Source organism: Paenibacillus amylolyticus, from assembly GCF_051136285.1.
In the GTDB taxonomy this organism is placed as follows: Bacteria; Bacillota; Bacilli; order Paenibacillales; family Paenibacillaceae; genus Paenibacillus; species Paenibacillus amylolyticus_F.
Map to the genome: position 1 here is coordinate 2,497,533 of NZ_CP194938.1, position 20,087 is coordinate 2,517,619.

The 20,087-nt window shown below is 48.3% G+C and carries 16 protein-coding genes; 4 read left to right on the forward strand and 12 right to left on the reverse strand.

All coding sequences use genetic code 11. The features are described 5' to 3' along the window. The first annotated feature begins 183 nt into the window (after nucleotides 1-183). The 3 genes from ACR8BL_RS11125 to ACR8BL_RS11135 all read left to right on the forward strand — a co-directional run bounded on the left by ACR8BL_RS11125 (nucleotide 184) and on the right by ACR8BL_RS11135 (nucleotide 3,346). On the forward strand, nucleotides 184-1,155 hold the full coding sequence (locus tag ACR8BL_RS11125) for a FecCD family ABC transporter permease (RefSeq protein ID WP_434753087.1): 972 nt from the start codon (nucleotides 184-186) through the stop codon (nucleotides 1,153-1,155). Between the two features lie 14 nt (nucleotides 1,156-1,169). Next, complete coding sequence (locus tag ACR8BL_RS11130; protein ID WP_434753088.1) at nucleotides 1,170-2,213, forward strand: FecCD family ABC transporter permease; 1,044 nt, start codon at nucleotides 1,170-1,172, stop codon at nucleotides 2,211-2,213. A gap of 176 nt (nucleotides 2,214-2,389) precedes the next feature. Further along, nucleotides 2,390-3,346, forward strand: coding sequence for an iron-hydroxamate ABC transporter substrate-binding protein (locus tag ACR8BL_RS11135; protein WP_434753089.1), 957 nt, complete (start codon nucleotides 2,390-2,392; stop codon nucleotides 3,344-3,346). A 211-nt stretch (nucleotides 3,347-3,557) separates the two neighbouring features. Here ACR8BL_RS11135 and ACR8BL_RS11140 read toward each other — a convergent pair whose 3' ends face one another. The 5 genes from ACR8BL_RS11140 to ACR8BL_RS11160 form a co-directional block, all read right to left on the reverse strand. Continuing rightward, entirely contained in the window at nucleotides 3,558-3,980 is a 423-nt protein-coding gene (locus ACR8BL_RS11140; protein WP_434752665.1) for a macro domain-containing protein, read from the reverse strand. Between the two features lie 103 nt (nucleotides 3,981-4,083). Then, nucleotides 4,084-5,127 carry a TIGR02452 family protein gene (locus tag ACR8BL_RS11145; RefSeq protein ID WP_434752666.1) on the reverse strand — a complete coding sequence of 348 codons (1,044 nt, stop codon included), beginning with the start codon at nucleotides 5,125-5,127 and terminating at the stop codon, nucleotides 4,084-4,086. Continuing rightward, nucleotides 5,120-5,605, reverse strand: coding sequence for an NADAR family protein (locus tag ACR8BL_RS11150; RefSeq protein ID WP_434752667.1), 486 nt, complete (start codon nucleotides 5,603-5,605; stop codon nucleotides 5,120-5,122). Before ACR8BL_RS11150 ends, ACR8BL_RS11145 begins: the two co-directional genes overlap by 8 nt. 101 nt (nucleotides 5,606-5,706) lie before the next feature. Next, the gene (locus ACR8BL_RS11155) at nucleotides 5,707-6,615 is read right to left on the reverse strand and encodes an NUDIX hydrolase (RefSeq protein WP_434752668.1); all 909 of its coding nucleotides are present in this window, start codon (nucleotides 6,613-6,615) and stop codon (nucleotides 5,707-5,709) included. A gap of 219 nt (nucleotides 6,616-6,834) precedes the next feature. Further along, nucleotides 6,835-7,809, reverse strand: a complete 975-nt coding sequence (locus ACR8BL_RS11160; RefSeq protein WP_434753090.1) for a hypothetical protein — start codon at nucleotides 7,807-7,809, stop codon at nucleotides 6,835-6,837. 269 nt (nucleotides 7,810-8,078) lie between these two features. Here ACR8BL_RS11160 and ACR8BL_RS11165 point away from each other — a divergent pair, with 269 nt between their 5' ends. Continuing rightward, on the forward strand, nucleotides 8,079-9,233 hold the full coding sequence (locus tag ACR8BL_RS11165) for a DUF418 domain-containing protein (protein ID WP_434752669.1): 1,155 nt from the start codon (nucleotides 8,079-8,081) through the stop codon (nucleotides 9,231-9,233). 160 nt (nucleotides 9,234-9,393) lie between these two features. Here the strand turns inward: ACR8BL_RS11165 and ACR8BL_RS11170 are convergent, their stop codons facing one another. From ACR8BL_RS11170 to ACR8BL_RS11200, 7 genes are all read right to left on the reverse strand, one after another. After that, nucleotides 9,394-10,959 (reverse strand): ATP-binding protein, encoded by a 1,566-nt coding sequence (locus ACR8BL_RS11170; protein ID WP_434752670.1) that lies wholly within the window; start codon nucleotides 10,957-10,959, stop codon nucleotides 9,394-9,396. 329 nt (nucleotides 10,960-11,288) lie between these two features. After that, the gene (gene mglC / locus ACR8BL_RS11175) at nucleotides 11,289-12,308 is read right to left on the reverse strand and encodes a galactose/methyl galactoside ABC transporter permease MglC (RefSeq protein ID WP_434752671.1); all 1,020 of its coding nucleotides are present in this window, start codon (nucleotides 12,306-12,308) and stop codon (nucleotides 11,289-11,291) included. Beyond that, on the reverse strand, nucleotides 12,305-13,828 hold the full coding sequence (locus ACR8BL_RS11180) for a sugar ABC transporter ATP-binding protein (RefSeq protein WP_434752672.1): 1,524 nt from the start codon (nucleotides 13,826-13,828) through the stop codon (nucleotides 12,305-12,307). The genes mglC and ACR8BL_RS11180 overlap by 4 nt, the downstream gene beginning before the upstream one ends. Nucleotides 13,829-13,903: 75 nt before the next feature. Further along, entirely contained in the window at nucleotides 13,904-14,980 is a 1,077-nt protein-coding gene (locus ACR8BL_RS11185; protein ID WP_434752673.1) for a galactose ABC transporter substrate-binding protein, read from the reverse strand. A gap of 114 nt (nucleotides 14,981-15,094) precedes the next feature. Further along, nucleotides 15,095-16,321: a substrate-binding domain-containing protein gene (locus tag ACR8BL_RS11190; RefSeq protein WP_434752674.1), complete on the reverse strand. Its 1,227-nt coding sequence runs from the start codon at nucleotides 16,319-16,321 to the stop codon at nucleotides 15,095-15,097. Then, the gene (locus ACR8BL_RS11195) at nucleotides 16,308-18,131 is read right to left on the reverse strand and encodes a cache domain-containing sensor histidine kinase (protein WP_434752675.1); all 1,824 of its coding nucleotides are present in this window, start codon (nucleotides 18,129-18,131) and stop codon (nucleotides 16,308-16,310) included. The genes ACR8BL_RS11190 and ACR8BL_RS11195 overlap by 14 nt, the downstream gene beginning before the upstream one ends. Continuing rightward, nucleotides 18,128-19,744, reverse strand: a complete 1,617-nt coding sequence (locus ACR8BL_RS11200) for a response regulator (protein WP_434752676.1) — start codon at nucleotides 19,742-19,744, stop codon at nucleotides 18,128-18,130. Before ACR8BL_RS11200 ends, ACR8BL_RS11195 begins: the two co-directional genes overlap by 4 nt. Nucleotides 19,745-20,087 lie beyond the last annotated feature (343 nt).

Below are 20,087 nucleotides of genomic sequence, written 5' to 3' on the forward strand. Positions count from 1 at the left end.
CCCAAATCTTAATTTATGCCATGTACGGGCCTGGATTAAGATTTTATAATATTCACTAATTGATAATGATAATCAATAACAACGAAAGATGTTATTTGTTATAAAGGAGTGACCCGTATCCAACATCCGGGACTGCCTCATCGCCCGTCCAAGACTCAACGATCCGCAGTCACCGTTGGTCTGATGTTTCTGTCTGCCATCGCGATCCTGCTGATCAGTATGTTTGTTGCCATCTCATTAGGAGCTAAGGGGTTAACACTGGAAACGGTCTGGACTGCCGTGTTCCAATATAGCCCTTCCCTGACATCTCATCAGATCATTCATGAATTGAGACTGCCACGAGTGCTAGCCGCCGCTATCATCGGAACTGCTTTTGGAGTTGCTGGAGCCTTAATGCAAGGCATTACCCGTAATCCGCTGGCGGATACCGGGATTCTCGGTATTAACGCTGGAGCAACGTTTGTTGTGGCATTAAGTTTTGCCTTCTGGCCTGGATTACCGTACGGCTGGATTATGTTTTTGTCGTTTATAGGAGCGGTGCTCGGCACCTTGCTCATCTTCCTGCTTGGCATGGCTGCCCCAGGGGGCTTGAGCTCCATTAGGCTCACGGTGGCTGGTGCAGTGATTGCCGCTATGCTCGGTTCACTGAGCACCGGGGTCGCCATTTATTTTGACCTGAGTCAGGATCTGGCCTTCTGGTACGCGGGAGGTTTTGGAGGTATTGAATGGCGGCACCTGAAACTGATACTGCCGGTACTACTGCTTACACTGTTGTTAACCATGCCGCTCGCCCGTCGTGTCTCACTTATGTCTTTGGGGGAAGAGGTCGCCATTAATCTAGGGATGAACCTGCGCTGGACTCGCTTTCTTGCCCTTGCTGCTGTCGTTGTACTCGCAGGAGTATCCGTCTCCGCTGTCGGTTCGATTGGATTCGTAGGGCTGGTTATCCCTCATATGTCTCGCAAACTGGTGGGTGTAGATTATCGGCTGATCATTCCCATGTCATCCCTGCTCGGGGCCATTCTACTTGTGCTCGCCGATCTCGGTGCGAGAATTGTGAATCCGCCTCAGGAACTGGCCGTAGGCATCATGGTTGCTTTTGTCGGCGTACCGTTCTTCCTCTATCTGGCCCGCAAGGAAAGGAGGGCTTTGTAGTGATGAAACGGGGAATGAAATCTGTCGTCAGATTCCCTTTTGAGAAGTTCAATCAAACCTCTCGTGGCCAAAGGGCGATCATCGTCAGCATCGTTCTGCTCTGTCTCGCAGTCCTGGTGATCCTCATCAGTCTGAATACAGGTACGGTTCGTGTATCCCCTCTGGCTGTTATACAAACCTTTCTTGGACAAGGAAGCGAACAGGATCAGCTCATCCTGTTTGATTACCGGCTGCCCCGCATTCTGGTCACGGTTCTTGCCGGGGCCGGGCTGGGGATTTCAGGTGCTGCCCTGCAAGGTATTACACGTAACGCACTTGCTGACCCGGGAATTCTGGGCCTGCATGCCGGAGCCGCTTTTGGATTGATGGTCTTTGTCAGCCTGTCGTTCAGCTTGGACACCTCGGCGGCTCTGCTGATTCCACTCTTTGCTTTTGCCGGAAGTGTGGCTGCGGCCCTGATCATCATGCTGCTGTCCTATGACAAAAACAGCGGTGTATCACCGATTAAACTTATTCTGGTTGGCATCGCTGTTGCCGCCGGGTTCCATGCACTCACCCTCTATCTGTCGCTGCGTCTGGACGAGGATACTTATTCCTTCGCTGCACGCTGGCTTGCAGGCAGTGTATGGGGTCGTGACTGGATTCATGTACAGGCTTTGCTTCCCTGGGTTGTGCTCTGTATCGCCTACATCTGGAGCCGTTCCAAAACCTTGGACGCCTTCCATCTAGGCGATGCCGCTGCCACCAGCATCGGCACACCTTTGCGATCCCGGCGCATCCTGCTGTTGCTCTGCTCCGTGGCCTTGTCTGCGGTCAGTGTATCTATGGCTGGAGGCATCGGCTTCATCGGTCTGGCTGCCCCTCATCTGGCCCGCAGACTGGTCGGACCGATGCATCGGCACTTGATTCCTGCCGCAGGACTGATCGGCATGCTCATTCTGGTAGCCGCCGATACAGTGGGCCGGACGATATTTGCACCAAACGCTATTCCAGCGGGCGTTGTTGTCGCCGCGATCGGCGCACCTTATTTTTTATATCTGCTGGTACGAATCAAATGATTATTAATTAGCGATTTACACAATAACGGAGAGGACAGAAAAAACCTGGGGATAACAGCGATTGTAAGGTTATTCTGTCATCGAAGTGCCCGTGTAAATTATCTTTAGTTCAACTTATATAGTTACATCAAAAAATTGATCCCATCCATGAGATGTTAAGGAGAATGACAACGATGTTGAAAAAAAATCTAATGCTTTTGTTAACCATCAGTTTGGTGCTGGTACTCGCAGCCTGCGGAACAACCAAAACGTCCACAACAGGCTCGGGCGATTCAAAGACTACTACAAACTCAAACACCTCGACAGACAATTCAAAGAATAATGCAGCTTCGGGTGAACCACGTATCGCATCCATGTCCATCCACCTGACCAATGATTTGCTATCCCTCGGTATCACACCTGTCGGTTCTGTCATTGGTGGGGAAGCAAAAGGTTTCCTGTCTCATGTGGCTGATCGCCTGAAAGATACGACACCACTCGGCCCGGTTAAAGACCCGGATATGGAAGCCCTGCTTGCCCTTAAACCGGATGTCATCTATCTGGATGAGGAGTTTTCTGGTAACGATGCCACCAAATTCGAGAAAATTGCTCCTGTGCATGTATTCAATCTCGACAAGGGGACTTGGAGAGATCACCTGAAAGACATTGGAAAGTTAGTGAACCGTGAGAAAGAAGCGGAGCAATACATTCAGGACTACGAAACGGAAACAAAGGAAGTCAAATCGCTGATTCATGATCAGATTGGTGACGGTACCGTCATGGCGATTCGTGTGACAGCCAAGGAATTACGTGTATTCAGCACACGCCGCCCCATGGGCCCTATTTTGTACGACGATCTCGGATTGACTCCAGCCAAAGGCATCAAAGAGATGGATACCTCCAAACCTTATCAGGTCGTATCACGTGAAGTTCTGCCCGACTATGATGCCGATGCCATCTTTGTTGTGGTCAACTCGGACGATGAAGCACAAACGATGTTCAAGGAACTGCAAAATAACCCGATCTGGCAGGGACTTAAAGCGGTCAAAGCAGGTCATGTCTATCCAATCGGGGCACAGCCTTGGCTTGATTATTCTTCCATCGGGAACAAGATGGCTATGGATGAAGCAAAAGAGATGTTTTCCAAAAAATAAACCCGGCTTCGCCTAATCATAAAAACAACAAAAAAACCTCGCTTCGATAACGAAAGCGCGTTTGTAAGAGCACAGAGCGCATATCGATCATGCTCCAGGCTCAATGAATACAGGGATCAGACTTCGTAATAGTCTTACTTCCTGTACCTCGCGCGCTTTCTTACCAAGCTGAGGTTTTTTATTTTAGATACAACATACCGAGTGTACTCGATCATACTGTACATACAACGATCTCGATATCCATCTCCGCAAATGTATTCTGGATAATCACACTTACTTTCTCCCACTTCAACCTGTCCAGCCCGCAACCAATTCGAGGCATAGCCAGCTCAGTAATTCCCTGCTCCAAGCAGACATCCCGCATGGACTCGACTGCCTGGGTTAATGATGAATACGTAGGTTTATTCGAATATTTGGCTTTGGTCACAAGATTCAGTGTTCTTCCAACCGGATAACATCGCCCAATCTCCAGCGGCTCCAGCTTCGCTTGATCCTGAAGAGCCTGTAGATCAAACCGCTCTCTGAATTGCACCGCGATTCCTTTACCCATTCTCGCATCGGCGGATATGCAGTGTGCCAGTGCGTATTTTTCCTCCAGTTCAAACAAATCCTGTTGTCGTTCGTAAAACTGCATCGTTATACCTTCCTCTCCTGTGCATCGCACCTCACAATTTAGACGATAAACTCCCGGTTCATTTGCGCTCTGCACATCAGGCGTTACAAAAACGTCCGTTCTATTACATGATGTCCGTGCTTTCCGACTCTCCCTGCTCATCCCAATGCAGCAGGCGTTTGAAGGTCTCCAACGTTCGCTGTCCTGCACTCCGGTCATAAATAGCAAATACGATATGTTCAAAATAATCCCTGTATCCCTCTTCAACCAGTACCTCATTAAAATACGCTGCCACCTGTGCCGGTTCATTCCGGAACACACCACAGCCAAAGGCGCCCAGCACGATGGTTCGATGACCTTGGGCAGCTGCAACCTCCAGCACATATCGAATGCGCTGCTTCATGACCAACTTGATCTCTTCATCCGTCGCTTCGTTCCGCTCTCTGACAACACCTGCATTTACTGCCGGAGCGGTGATCAATGAGGTTGTGTAATATTGATCCAGCAATCGATCATAATCATCTCTGATTACGGGAACATCAGGAGAATAGATCATATGGTCCGAATACAGGCAAGAGCGCTGCTTACGATTATACTCATACATTTCTTGCATCTGGGCAATACATGGATACAGTCCTGTTGCCCGCGCCAAGCTTTCCTCCTGAGCCTGACTTCCGCCGAGGAAACCACCGCCCGGATTTTTTGCCGATGCAAAATTCAGACAGACAACATCCGTTTTTCCTTCCCCCAGAGTCAGACGAGCTGCTGCTGCAAGTGTTGTTTCACTGGTTACTTCAATCCGCGTTGTTTTTCCATGAGCTGCAATAGGTCCAGTATCCTGCTGAAGTTCTCTTGATGTAGCTAACTCTCCTATACGCCCTTCTTTACGCAGCTTTTCCCGAAGTCCAGAAAGCTCCGAAGGCCGATAGAGAACCGAATTCTGAAAGGCTTGCTCCATGTCTTCCTTAATATGAACAGCACGGTCATATCCGTTTACGTACACGCCTTCTTCCAGAATCTCCAGCGTTTGATATGCAATACGCGAACGTCCAGAACGCGAGTTAACGCCAGTGCCATCAGCTGATGCGTTAGACTTACGAGACCCATCCGTCTTACTATTTGAATTATTGTATTTGTTGTTTTTGTTGTAGTTATCTATATTACTCATTGTAATCCCTTCCGATCTCATCTCTAAGGCGAGTAAGAATCTCACCTAACCAGTTCGTTCCCCGCCATTCTTTTCGATTGCGAATACGCGGGTCTTCCTCCGCCAATCCCACACCCCAGATGCGATCATCCGGACTTGCTTCCACGAGTGTTGTGCCACGGGTGGCGAGTAGAGCAGCCAGCAGATCTTCATTCTGTGTAAACTTGGCCCGATTGCCTTCATAGACAATGCGCTGGCACTCGCTTTCCCATATCGTCTGGTTAAAACCTGTGACCTGTCGGCCCAGCTTTTTTTGCACCGAAGCCGAACGAGTTTTCATAATTTTGTCTGCATTGTTCTGGTCGCCAAAGAGCAGTGCTTTCTGATGCATCATGTATTGCTCTGCACTTGTATACTGAACCCCGTTCACCGTAAAATCAGCCAGAAACCACTGGGAGAACGGCGAAGCTGTCCGCCAGAAAAACGTAAACTTTTCCATACATATCACCTCTTACTTACTTACTTACTTACTTACTTACTTACTTACTTACTTACTTACTTCTTGCAAAACAACGCCTTGACTCCTCCTGCTGATCTCACCTACAGGGTTTCCCTCTCCGAATTTAATCGGTACAACCGAGATGGACGATGTCCCGCACTGCTTGCATATTCACCCGTCGGGGTCACCCAGTCTGCCATTTTGCGCCGAAATGCAGCTGCCAGCAGTTTTTTGCCGCTAATAATCTCATACACTTTCTGCAACGCCGTTAACGTAAATTTCTCCGGCATCAGATTAAACGCGATATCCGTATATTCAATTTTGGAACGTAACCGCTCCAGCGCGTAATGAATAATTTGGGCATGGTCGAATGCGATCCCTTGAACATCTACTAAGCTCAATTTACTGTTTCGCACTCGCCCTTCTACTTGCTCTTTGGTATCTACAATAGCCGACAACTGTTCTGTTTCATTACTCAAAACAAGCTGTATTCGGCGCTCTGTCACCCGGCCGCGTTCATGAATATGACGTTTCTCTTCGATGAGTTTCTGTTCAACCCGGAACCAGCTGGCGTCGCTGGCATCATCACCCGCCTGAAGCTCCAGCTCACTGCTATCCACCAGAGCCATGTAAGAGCAACTAATGACCCTTGTACGCGGATCGCGCCCTACATCTCCCCATGTATACAGCTGTTCCAGGTAAATATCATCTATTCCTGTCTCCGTCTGTAATTCCCGCCGGGCAGCATCCTCCAATGATTCATGCATGGAGACAAATCCCCCTGGCAGTGCCCACTGTCCCAGATAGGGGTGACCTCCCCTGCGAATCAGTAGCAAACCAAGTTCCGGTTCCGCCAGCTTACGGTAATTTTCCTGCTCTCCGCTTCGGATCGTAAATACGAGCATATCCACAGTAACCGAGGGACGTTCGTACTCTCCGGCATCATAGGTTTTTAGGAACTCTTCTTCGCTAACGTTGACTGGGTCAAGCGCTTTGTCTCCATGAGACATGATTCATACACCTCATTCTGATATTAACATTTTGTTATTAACAAGTAGTTAATAACAATGTAGCACAACTGTAACGAGCAGGTCAAATCTTCCATAAAGTCAAAAAAGCCGCCTTCTTTGCTCTACACCTTCAGAGCAAGGAAGACGACTACAACACTCTTTATAAAATTCCATAGATGGATATCGCAGTGTAGTTCTCAGAGGCCAACCACATCTTTCTTAAAATACGCTATCTGGAACGTAGTATATTTTCTGCCCATTCTGTTTGTTTCCTGGATCGGCCACAATCAGAAAATAAACGTTCCCGTTCTTCGTTTGTACACCCTCAATTTCATGTTTTCCGACATTCGTTATTTTTACAAGAGACTGATACGCGCCTGAACTTGAGATTTTAGCAATCTGCGGTGTGTCCCCCTCTGCCCCACCGGATGTAAATATCTGAGTCTTACCCAGCAAATCTACACCTTGGAAAGACCCATTTGGACGAATAATCCCGCTACCCGACTGTGTGAAGCTGGAGACTGCTGCTTTAATTGCCGCAGGGCTATCCATACGAACCTGCTTGTTCTGATCAAGTAACCTGTTTAATGCAGTCGTATCGTACACAGACCAGACTACCTTATCCGTGTTTGACTTTCCGCCTTCCCTCGTCTGAATCCGGAACACGGTGTAGTTACTGTTGCCACCGCCATCTACTCGGTACGTTGTCCCCTGCTTCGAACCCTTTTTGTTGGCGTAGTTCATATAAGTGAAACGATGAAGATCGGTGTAGTCTACTGTTTTACCAGCGGAGTATTGAAGTCTCGCTACCTGAAGTGACCACACATTGGTAGGCGCTACATCCGCTTTGGAACTAAAATAGAAATAGTTCGCTCCATTGTACGTATACATATCCAGCGTCTGACAATGCCCGCTGTTCGTGATGGTCATATGATCCACGTATTCGGCATTGTTACCTTTGATCAAAAGTCTGGATAGTTGACATGTCGTGTTTACACGCTGCGTTACGTATACGTACTTGTCTGCTATATAAGCCTTCTGAACAACTCGGTTAAACTTGAGTCCTTTGAGGTTATAAGCTAGTTTGGCTGAAGCATTTACGGTTTTTCCTGGAGAAGCTGCAAGAGCTGGGACAACTGACATCATAAATAGGATCACTGCCAGAAAAGCAGCAATGATCGTTTTCCACTTCATTGTTGTAAGGTCGAGAGATTGTTTTTTAATCACACCATTGCCTCCTTTATAATTTGAATCTGAGATACATTCGTTAAACCAGCTTGCCTCTGAGACTACACTGCATTAAATAGATAATACCATATTTTCCAAATTACGAATCATTAAAATGCGAATCACAAATGACCACTTCCCCATAAACCTGATGTCCCTTAAAATTTAATACTTCTTTTTAGTACATCTGTGTTATATTGTTTTTAATTCATATGTTCCAAAAAAAGGAGGACTTCATGAAACGAATTGCCCTACTCGACATTCTTCGGGGGTTTGCAATTATTGGAACCTTGGGAACCAACATCTGGATTTTTGCTTATCTTGGCGATTTGAACCTGGTATTCGGTAACGCGCTTGAACCGTGGTGGAGTTCAGGAGATCGCCTAGTGCAGACGATCATGCTTATCTTGGTGAATGGAAAATTTCTAGGTATGCTCACTCTGCTGTTTGGAGTCGGCATGGAATTAAAACGTCAAAAAGCAGTTCGTGAAGGCTATGCCTGGCCTGGCGTATACATCTGGTCATGCGCACTATTACTGCTGGACGGATTGCTGCACTACATTCTCGTAATGGAATATGACGTTCTAATGAGTTATGCCATCACAGGTATGATCGTTTCCCTCATCATTCATCGCTCCAGACGCTTTGTGCTGACGATGATGGTGATTGCAGGAAGCTTACATGTGATCGGCGTTACGGGAATTACAGCCTTGCTGGCATTCGAATCCGGTTCATCCTTCAACGGTATGAATACCATTACACAGCTGTACACTTCCGGAACGTGGTGGGAACAAGTCATGTTTCGCTTAAACAACTTCGGATTTTTCCGTGCAGAATCGATTGCCATCATCCCGCTGAATATCTTTTTATTTCTGCTGGGAGCGCTGCTTATGCGGACAGGGGTATTCTCCAACGATGAGTCTGGACGCCTCAAACGTCGGAAACTGATGATTACCGGGCTTGCGGCAGGTATTCCCCTGAACCTGCTCCTGCTTGTTCCCGGCGGGATTATGGATATTTGGGTACGCTATATCAGCGCCCCTGTACTTACACTGGGTTATCTCGGAATAATCGCCTACTTTTCAGAAAATCGGTTCCTCCCCAAGCTGTTTGAGCGTTTTGGTGAGATTGGCAAGATGGCACTGAGCTGTTACATTGCACAAAATATCATCGCTTCTGTGATCTTCTATGGTTGGGGGCTTGGTCTGGGCGGACGCCCGTCTTCCCTGTTTATTTTGTTGATGTGGCTTGGCATCTGTCTGTTCTTAATGCTTTTCTCCCACCTCTGGTTGCGCAAATATCAACTGGGGCCAGTCGAATGGTTGTGGCGCAAGTTATCGATCTCCCCTTCTCCCAGACCAAGAGACACGTCACAAGATATGTCCGGATAAATAGGCTGAAACGCGAATAAGGGCTGCCCGGATACCCATCGATGATTGATCATAATCAATGACCGATGGGCATCCGCAGGACAGCCCTTCTTTATTCCATATTGATAACATCCCCAGCAAGACTTATTCCCCCTTTTTGCGCTGGTCTGGCATATAACACTTACAATTTATCCCTCTCTACAGGCAGCTGTAAGGTGAAGGTAGAACCTGTGCCCATCTCACTTTGTACCGTAATTTTACCGTTATGATCCTGAACAATTTTTTGACAAAGCGCAAGACCAAGTCCCGTGCCTTCCTCCTTTGTCGTAAAAAACGGGTTAAAAATCTCGGTTAGCGAACTCTCGGGAATCCCGCTGCCCGTATCCGCTATCGAGATTAATACCTTCTCCCCTTCTTGCATCATGTGCATATGTACCTCGCCCGGTTCTGACATCGCTTCAAATGCATTACGAATCAGATTGATTAGAACTTGTACAATTTTATCCCGATCCATGTTCACATAAACCGACTCATCCTTCACATGAAGTGTAATCCGATGCCCTCTTGAGGCAGCATCCGATTCGGTCAAAGACATGACCCGCTCCAGGCAATGTGCCAGCTTCTCCGGTTTCATATGATGGGCTTGAGGCTTGGAAAATTGCAGAAACTCCCCCGTTAAATCGGTGACTCTGGTTACCTCACTCATAATAACTTCATACCACGGTGCAATATTGAAGGCTTGCCCGCGTGACAGCTGCAAAAACCCCCGAATCGCAGTAAGTGGATTACGTATCTCATGCGCCATGCCTGCAGCAAGCTCACCTACAGCTCGCAGTCTCTCGGAACGAAATACTTCCTCTTCATTTTTAATCCACTGGCTGCGCTGCTGCTGGATCAGCTGATCTTCCGCAATCGTCATGAATTGCTGCAAGGTTTGTGATAATCTCGGATAACGAGATATGCTATAACTTACTTGCAATCCCTGCAGCTGATTCGACAGCAAGGAGGACATCCGCTCTTCGGTATGGGGTATTTGCGGCAACACAACAGCAAATCGGTCACCTGCATACCGTGATACACCATAAGCTTCAGGAAACTGATTGGTGATCTTTGTTCCGATCCCCTTAATGACTGCACACCAGGGATCATCTGATCCTTTCTTGTATCCGCTGAAATTATTGACATTCAAAAGAACCAAGAGGAAAGATCGTTCTTCCTCCAGCGTCCGATGAAGCACCTTCATATATCCTTCATAATTCAGCAATCCTGTAAGCGGATCATGAAGGGTAAGAAATTGATTTTTTTTCCGCAGTTTCTGTTTCTCGGACTCACTGTTCACGAGGGTATGGTATAGAACGTTAACCACTACCGAGGTCAGCAGATCAAATAAAGACACCAGTAAAGTGTATGCATCCGTCGTTACATAAGATAGTCGAATGATCGTATACTGGAGCATAAGCAGCAGTGAAATCGGCAAGCTCTGTATCATTTGCTGTTTATTCTGAATCATTGAAATAATAAGCATATAATAGAGCAAATTACACCAGTTCAATTGACTGAAATAATGAAATGCACCAAGGATCAACCATTGTATCATTCTTAAAAATGGATAACGTTGCTCTCCCCATATACTCATGATCAGCATAATACCTGTAAGAATCATCAAGACCGGATGCGCTGTTTGTCCCAGTATAATTGAGGATACAATGACAAGCAGGCAACCTAGTGGGAATATCACCATCTTCATTGTGTAACTTAGCAAACAGCCTCGCCTCCTTAGACAAAAGTCACACTAATAACATATCCACAAATATTATATCGATTATGATTAGCTGATGTTGTCGATTATTGGAAGCTGATAAAATTCGCAAGGATATATAATTTTTGAAAAGAACAGGGCATATGAAGCAATTGTAATATGAAAACGTGCATATCAGAATCACAGCTCCTATTCATTGAAATGTATACTTTTTCGTAAAATATACAAAGCCAGCTCTCTAGGTGTGAGGGCTGGCTTCTTTGCTGCTTTTCCATATAGGTCATTTCGTTCTGGAAAAAGATATACGATGATCTGTATTATTTCTTAGCCATATATTTGCGAATATCAAATGCCACGGCTGCAACAATAATTAATCCTTTGATAATCAGCTGCCAGTAAGGACTTACCCCGATAAAGGTGAGACCATAGTTGATAACGCCGAAGATCAGCACCCCCGCCATGACGCCAGGTACGGTTCCAATACCGCCAGCCGTGGATACACCGCCAACAACACAGGCAGCAATGGCATCCAGTTCGTACATATTCCCGTAATTGTTTGTTGCTCCGCCGGTACGAGCTGCTTCCAGTACGCCGCCCAGTCCGTAGAGTCCCCCGGCAATGGCATACAGCGCAATCAAGTTCCGAGCGACATGAATGCCCGATACGTGAGCGGCCTGAATGTTTCCGCCAATGGCATACATATTTTTACCCAGACGTGTTTTGTTAAACACAACCCAGCAGATCAGCGCAACGCCGATGGCAATCAGCACGATATAGGGAATGGAATATCCTCCACCGAGATCAATGTAACCTGAACCTATCGTGGTAAAGTCCGGTCTAAGCCCCCCGATCGGCTGTGACTGGTTCGGCTCTGTATCAAAGTAGATCGAGTTCAGTCCATACACAGCCACCATCGTGCCGAGTGTTGCGATAAAAGGCGGCACATGCAGTTTGGCAACGATAATACCATTTACTAATCCAACAAGCACCCCAGCTATAATACCAATCAGGATCGGCAACCCCACCCATAGTTGTGGCAGATCCGGAAAAAATCGATTCGCATACGTATCAATCTGTAACATAGAGGCCGATACAACGGCTGTCAGACCAACGACACGACCGGCAGACAGATCGACGCCTCCCGTTACCAGAATGAAGGCCGCCCCCAGTGCGATAATGGCACGAGTGGAGGATTGCTGCAGAATGTCCCGCAAGGTGGAAAAAGCGAGAAAGTTCGGATCGGCAATGGCGATGCCGATGACAAGCAGGATCAGCACGATAAAAATTGCACGCTGCGTTACATATTGCTTCACTTGATTAACAAGGGTTGTATTCATTTGTGTTCCTCCTGACCAGCCATCCGCTGCTGCGCGGCCAGCCTCATAATATGCTGCTCTGTAGCCTCGGCTCCGTCCACAATACCGGTGAGGCGCCCTTCGCTCATGACCATAATGCGATCTGACATCCCCAGCAATTCAGGCATCTCCGAGCTGATCATGATGATGCTTTTGCCTTGCCGGGCCAGTTCAGTAATGATCGTATAGATTTCGAACTTGGCTCCTACGTCAATTCCGCGGGTTGGTTCATCGAGCAACAGAATTTCCGGGTTGGTCAAGAGCCAGCGGGCTAACAGCACTTTCTGCTGATTTCCTCCAGAAAGGTTTCGAATTAAGGTGTTAACAGAAGGCGTTTTGGTTCTAAACTTCTGCGTCTGCTCACGAGCCTCTTCTCGCCCCTTCTTCTCGTCCAGCAAACCCAAACGATTTTGGTAGCGACCCAGGCTTGCAATAATTGTATTCTCATAGACCGACAACACGGGGAAAATCCCGGTCACTCGTCGTTCTTCGGTCAACAACGCTATGTTATGACGTTTGGCTGCTGAGGGCGAGTTAATCTTCACCTTGCGCCCATGAATAGAGATCGTACCTGAAGCGAGTCCACGCAAACCGAACAAGGACTCCATCAACTCCGTCCGCTGTGCACCAACCAAACCGCCAATTCCGAGCACTTCGCCTTTGCGTAAATGAAATGAGACATCCCGGAAGGAATTCGGCTGATTGGATGTCAGCCCTTCTGCCTGAAGAATGACTTCACCAGGCACATTGAGCCGTTCCGGGAATCGTTCGCTCAGATCACGTCCAACCATACGGGTAATAATCAAATCTGTCGTCAGATCCGCTGCATCCCAAGTACCTACGACCAAACCATCTCGCATAATGGTCACTTCATCGGAAATTGTTAAAATTTCCTCCATCTTGTGCGAGATATAGATGATCGACACGCCGCGGCTTCGCAGCTTGTTGATGATCGTAAACAGTTGCTCCACTTCTTTACCTGTCAGGGATGAGGTAGGTTCATCCATCACAATGACTTTGGAGTGGAACGATACGGCTTTTGCAATCTCCATCGATTGAATCTTGGACACAGACAACGTTCCGGCGAGCGCCTTCGGATCAATATCCAGATTCAAATCCTGGAACAGTGCGAGCGTATCAGTATACATCCGTTTCTCATCGACCAGGAGGCCTTTCATCGGAAAACGCCCCAACCATATATTTTCCATCACCGGACGGTGCGGAACCGGATTGAGTTCCTGATGAATCATTGATATACCATGCTGCAGCGCGGCCTTGGAATGGGGAATCTCTACATCCTTTCCATCCATGCGAACCGTGCCAGCATCGGGACGATACATCCCGAACAAACATTTCATCAAGGTTGACTTACCCGCTCCATTCTCGCCCATCAACGCATGAACGGTTCCCGGCTTCACCTTCAGTGTAACTTCGCTGAGTGCCTGCACGCCGGGGAATGCTTTGGAAATTCCGTTCATCTCCAGCAGATAAGGTGACTGCATCTCGTATCTTCCCCTTTCATCTAACCGGCAAAAAAGGGACGCTGCCCGGATGACATCCGTCCCTCTCTGCTGCTGTTATTGGGCGTCAGCAATGTTGTCTTTTGTAATTTTTTTGTAGGCAATCCAGACATATTTCCCGTCTGTAATATCAAATTTCGTATTTTCTTTGGTTGGTGTCTCACCTTTGGCAAGAACAGCAGCCAGAGCGACCGTTGCCGCTCCCTGGTTCTTGGCATCATTCAGCACCGTGCCCAGCATGGTACCATCCTGCAACGCCTGAATTGCCGGAGCTGTAGCATCCACGCCTACAACAGGCATCGTTTTGCCATCCTTGAAGTACCCTGCTGCTTTCAATGCTTCAATGGCACCGAGTGCCATGTCATCATTGTTCGCCAGCACCGCTTCGATCTTGTCGCCATGAGAAGCAAGGAATGCCTGCATTTTTTCTTGGCCTTTGACCCGATCCCACATCGCCGTATCTTCAGCCAGCGCTTCGACTTCAATACCAGCGTCCTGAATGGCCTGAACGGAATATTTCGTACGCAGCTCGGCATCCTGATGCCCCGGTTCGCCTTTCAGCATGACGTATTGCAGCTTGCCGTCGCCGTTTTTATCAGCTTCCGGATGAGCTTTCCAGTAATCCACGATCAATTGACCGGAAATCGTACCAGACTCTTCTGCTTTGGCACCAACGTAATACACTTTATCCCACTTGTTCATGTCTTCTGCTACAGGCTCACGATTCAGGAATACCACTGGAATGTTTGCCGCTTTCGCCTTATCGATAATGACACCTGCTGCTGTACGGTCTACCGGATTCACCGCCATGGCATTGTATTTCTTGGACACAAACAGGTCCACTTTCTCGTTCTGGGTCGGCTGTGCATTCTGACTGTCTACAATATCAAGGGTAGCAATCCCCTCCGCTGCCGCAGTCATCGCGTTCCGTACTCCCGTCATAAATGTATCGTCAAACTTGTAGATGGCAACCCCGATTTTCGGATTTTCAGCCTGCGTTCCAGCTTCTGCTTTCGTTCCACTGTCCGTCCCCGCGCTGCCGCTTTCACCGGTGCTGTTTCCCCCGTTGCTGCACCCTGCCGCCACAGCCATACATACCGTAAGCATCAATGTCATCCACGTTTTCTTCTTCATTTTTAATGACCTCCCCCAAGTTCATTCGGCTTTACCGATGTCTTCATTATGAAAGGGTTTACATTATTTTCGAATACAATATCTTCATCTCTTTTATCGAAATCCTCATCAGTTCTATTGCACAAATGGAAATAACAGCTTCTGGTTATCCATCCAGAACATATTGTCTGTACTCACGACCTTGGTTTGCAGAATGACTCGGGTCTGCACATGCTTCCGATCCAGTTTGGCAAGGGCTTGATTAAGCCCTAAGTATCCGGCGCTGTACCCGTTCTGTACAATCAATCGTTGAAAAACGCCTTCCTGCAGCTGCTCCAGTTGCTGCTGCTCACTGCCAAACCCCACAATACTGATCTGCCTTTCATCCTTGCGGCGATGCAGTTCATCCGCTGCCCCAAGCGAGGCCTGCTCTTGAAGAGCAATCAACCCGGTGAGCTCATGCTGATCCAGTAGTTGCTTTACTGCTTGCCAGCAAGCATCCCGGTTGTTGCACACCGTTCTCGGGATCACATCAATGCCGGGATACTGCGATAATACCTCCGTGATCCCCTGCTCCCGGAGAACCAGGCCGGCATTCAGCGCATCCGGGCCCACTAAAGCAATCTGACCGTGCCCTTGTAATAATTCTGCCATCGCTTCACCCGCCTGTCGTCCGGCTTCGAGATTGTCCATCGAGATGACACTGGTTATGCCTTTAACAGGGAACTCATCATTCAGCACAATAACGGGCACAACACCTCCATCCGTTCTTGCTGTCTCTGCTTCCCGAATGATATCGCCAAGGACATCTTCACTTAGCGGATCGACGAGCAGCGCTGTTGCCCCTTGTTTCAGTGCGAGATCTGCTGCCTGAACCTGTGCCTGCTCACGCTCACTGCGAGTGAAATCCCGGTCAATAGCACCCCCTGTGTTTGCAGGTGGCGGACTTATCACATAGTCCGCATTGGAAGAGGTGTGCGAAGCGGAATCCATCGGATACGCTTCAACGGTAAGCAGCTGTGCGCCGCGCTCTTTGGCGGCAGCCTCGGCTCCCAGGCGGATCGCTTCGGCTAGTTCTCCGGTGCCCGCAGGCGTAATGAGCGCAATGCGCGGCGACGACGCCGGTTGATCCGCTTCCGCTATGCCGCAGGCAGCGCATAATAACAGGCAGCAGGCTGATGCTGTCTGGAACAAAGCTCGGAACGGCCGAAATTCCGGGGATACCGGAAAAGTTGCCTGGCTTTTTTTTGCCAATACACGGCGTGTGCTCTTCTTAAGGGTACTGTTCTCGCCACCGATTTCAACGCGGGTTTCGTTACTTTTGCTACTGATGTTGTTGCTGGTTTCGCTACAGTCCTTCATTCATCCCGTCCCCCTTCTGCTCTTCCTGAACAGGAATCCGAATCCATACGGTTGTGCCTTCCTCCAGCTCGCTGGCGAATTCAAGGCCATATCCCTCACCATAATAGTGCCGAATGCGATCATGTACATTACGTACAGCGACGCCCGAGCCTGCTCCGCTTTTCATTACTGGACGACCGCCGAGCAATCCCTCCATCTGTTGCTCCGACATGCCTACACCGTTATCCGTAATGCGGAACAGAATGGCGCGCTCTTCACGCTGCACATCAATCTCGATGTTCCCCTCATCCATGTGGTACTCGATGCCATGTACAATCGCATTTTCGATCAACGGCTGCAGAATTAACTTCACGGTCAGGCACTCCAGCAGCTCCTCATCCGCATGAATGGTGAAGTTGAACTTGTGTTTGAATCGCATCTGTTGAATGGTCAGGTAGTGGCGGGCGTGCTCCAGTTCTTCCCTGACGGTAATAATGGTTTTGCCTTGACTGAGACTGATGCGAAACAACCGGGAAAGCGACGTAATCATCGTGATAACTTCATCATTGCGGCTCATACCCACCATACGCACAACCGAATTCAGTGTGTTGTAGAGAAAATGCGGATTAATCTGAGCCTGCAGCGCCTCCAGCTCCAGACGGCGTTTCTGCTCCTGTTCATGAATGATCTCATCCATCAGGTTACGGATTTTGTTCATCATGAGATTAAACCTGCGCGCCAGACGCTCGACCTCAAGTGGCCCCGTTGTCGGTAGCTCCACATTGAAATCCCCTCGCTCCACGGCCTTCATCTTCCGTTCCATCCTCCGGATGGGACGTGTCAGACTGGAGGAGAGAAACAGGGATACCACAATGACAAGCACCAGCACAACGATCAGCACACGAATCAGATAACCATTCACTTCCTGACGTGTCGTCATAATCTCGTCCAGATAAGCCACGCCGACGATTTTCCAGCCGATATTCGCCACCGACTTTACGGTGTTCAGCCTTTTCTGTCCATCGGCCTCATCTTCGTAACTGCCTGTAGCTACCAGGGCTTGCTCGATATTTTCTTTCTTCAATCCCATATACATCAGTTGTTGTTGCGGATGGTACACAATGTTGCCCGCACTCTCATCAATAATGTAGACGTAACCCCGTTGTCCCAGGCTGACCCGGCTGCTCAATTCATCCATTTGCTTGAAGTTGATATCCACCAGCAAAATGACTTGCTGCTCCTGACCCTGCTGCTTAATGGTGATACCTTTGCTCATCGAAACGACCCACTTATAAGGGCCCGCGTACATATTCTGAATATGAGGCAAGGAAAAGCTCAGATGATTGGGCACACGCAATGCAGATTGAAACCATCCTTGCTGGGTAACATGAGCGCTGCGTTTCAATGCGGCGGCAGGTCTGTTCTTGAGCAGTTGTCCATCCGCATCAAGTAGCGTAATGGAAATGATATCTTCCCGGCTGCTAAGAAGGGTATCCAGCTGTTTATCCACCTGCTCTGCTTCCCATGTTCCGTCCCGCAACATATGTTCCTCGATGGCACGATACAGATGGGACATGCTGCGCACGTAATCCTCCAGGTTATAACTGACCTGATCCACAATCTGTCTTGTAGACAGCTCTGCACTGCGCTCGGCAGCTTGCGTGAACTTGTCATGTAGCAATATCGCCATAATTGTGAGAACCAGTACAATGAAGATGGAGAAAGACCACGTAATAATAGAACGAATGCTGCTGACCTTGGACGAGCGCATATACAGACGGAGTTTGGCTCCAACCATTTTCATTCGTGCAGTTAACATGCTCCAGCTCATTGAAGGGAACCTTCCTGGGACACAGCGGCCTGTTTACGATACTCTTTGGGCGAGACCCCGATATGTTTCTTAAAACAAAAGCTGAAGTAGTTAGGCTCGGCAAAACCCACCTTCTCCGCAATCTGAAACGACTTCAGCTCCGTGGAGCGAAGCAGTTCCCTTGCCTCATCCATGCGAATCTGCATCAGATACTGCAGGAAGGTGAGCTGCACTTCTTTTTTGAAAATGCTGCAAAAATAACCGGAACTGATATGCAGATGTGCGCATACCTTCTGAATGGACAGATCCGGATCGGCATAATATTTTTTCGTAAACGTAAGTGCCTGTTCCACAATATCCTTGTAAACGTGCTGGCGTCCGCTAGATATCCGCTGCTGTACAAGCAGACAAACTTCGCTCACCTTATGCTGTGCCTCAGACAGACCCGGCAGTCGGAACAAATCCGTATACAGCTGGAATCCAGCGCCGAATATATCTTCCATCTCTTCACCCGAGGCCTGAGCAGCCTTCCATACCGTCGTTAACACTTCGATCAAGTACAGCTGAATATCACTTCGCCCATGCTCCACCGTAATTTCCTGGAAAATGACTTGCAGTCCCTCTTCCAGCTCTGCCTGCGTTCCAGCCTTCAAACAGCGGGTTAACGTCTGTTGTTTCAATTCATCAAAACGCAGTTTGCCTGCGGCCTGACGTTCTACATCGGCAATGTAGATCAGGGAATCCGTTCCGGGTACAAGCCGGTAATCCAGCGCCAGCATTGCATCTTCATAGGCATGTTTCACATCGGGAAGGGTGTCCACAAGACGACTCGACCCAATGGTTACTGGAACACGTAAATAGTGACGGATGCTGCGTACCACATTTTCCAGCGCCTGCTGCTGCAGCTTTTCTGACTCTCCGACTGTCTCTGATTCACCCAGCGGTTCCACGTACAGTAATACAACACTCTCCTGGTGCATAAAAGCATATCCTGCTTTGTGATCTGCCCAGACTTCCGCCGCAATATTAAGAGCTGCAAACAGCTTCAGTTCAGGATCTTCGGATGGATGCAGCGTCAGAATCGATACACCATAACGTTTACCTTTCAGTTCCAGTCCGCACTGACTTGCCCGGCTTAAAATGTAGGACGAGGATTTCTGGCGATGCAGCAAAGTCGCGATCAAATCAGCCTGTAATAAAGGCATGCTGGTGCGATAGTGTTCACGCAGTTGCTGTACGTCCTCCCGTTCCGCAATCTCAGTCTCCATCTGGGCACGTAATCTGGTGAGCAGTTCGGTCAGATGCCCTGCCGAGAATGGCTTCAGCAAATATTCATCCACACTAAGTGAAACCGCCTGACGAGCGTAATCAAATTCATCATATCCCGTTAGAATAACAACCTTCACCAATGGATTCCGCTCTCTCAATCTTCGTGCCAGTTCCAACCCATCCATAAATGGCATGCTGATGTCAGTGATCACAATGTCCGGCTCTACTCGCTCTGCCATCTCCAGAGCCTCACGTCCGTTCTCCGCCAGTCCCACAATGCGCAGATCCAGTACCTCCCAATCTACTTCGACAACCAATCCTTCACGCACATCTTCCTCATCATCCACGAGCAGGACCCGGTACATCGTATGATTCCTCCCTTTTATCTATAGGCTGTTACCCCTGGTCATTAACCGATCTCATTGATCTCAAGGTTCCAACATAATATACAATAAAACTCCATGCGTGTAATCGCTTTCTTTTAAAACGAAAGTCCAGGCTTTTGCTGAACGCTATTATGCGGTCTGACAAGGGATTTCGCTTTCAAAGAATTTTTTTTTTAGAAAATACATTCATAAATTGACTTATATTGGCACGCGTGTTATGATGATATAGATCGATACATTAGTGGACTTTAAAGTCTTCGGTTTAACCGCCGGATGAGCATTAATCAGAATTGAATACCGCTCATACCAATGGTCGTAAAAA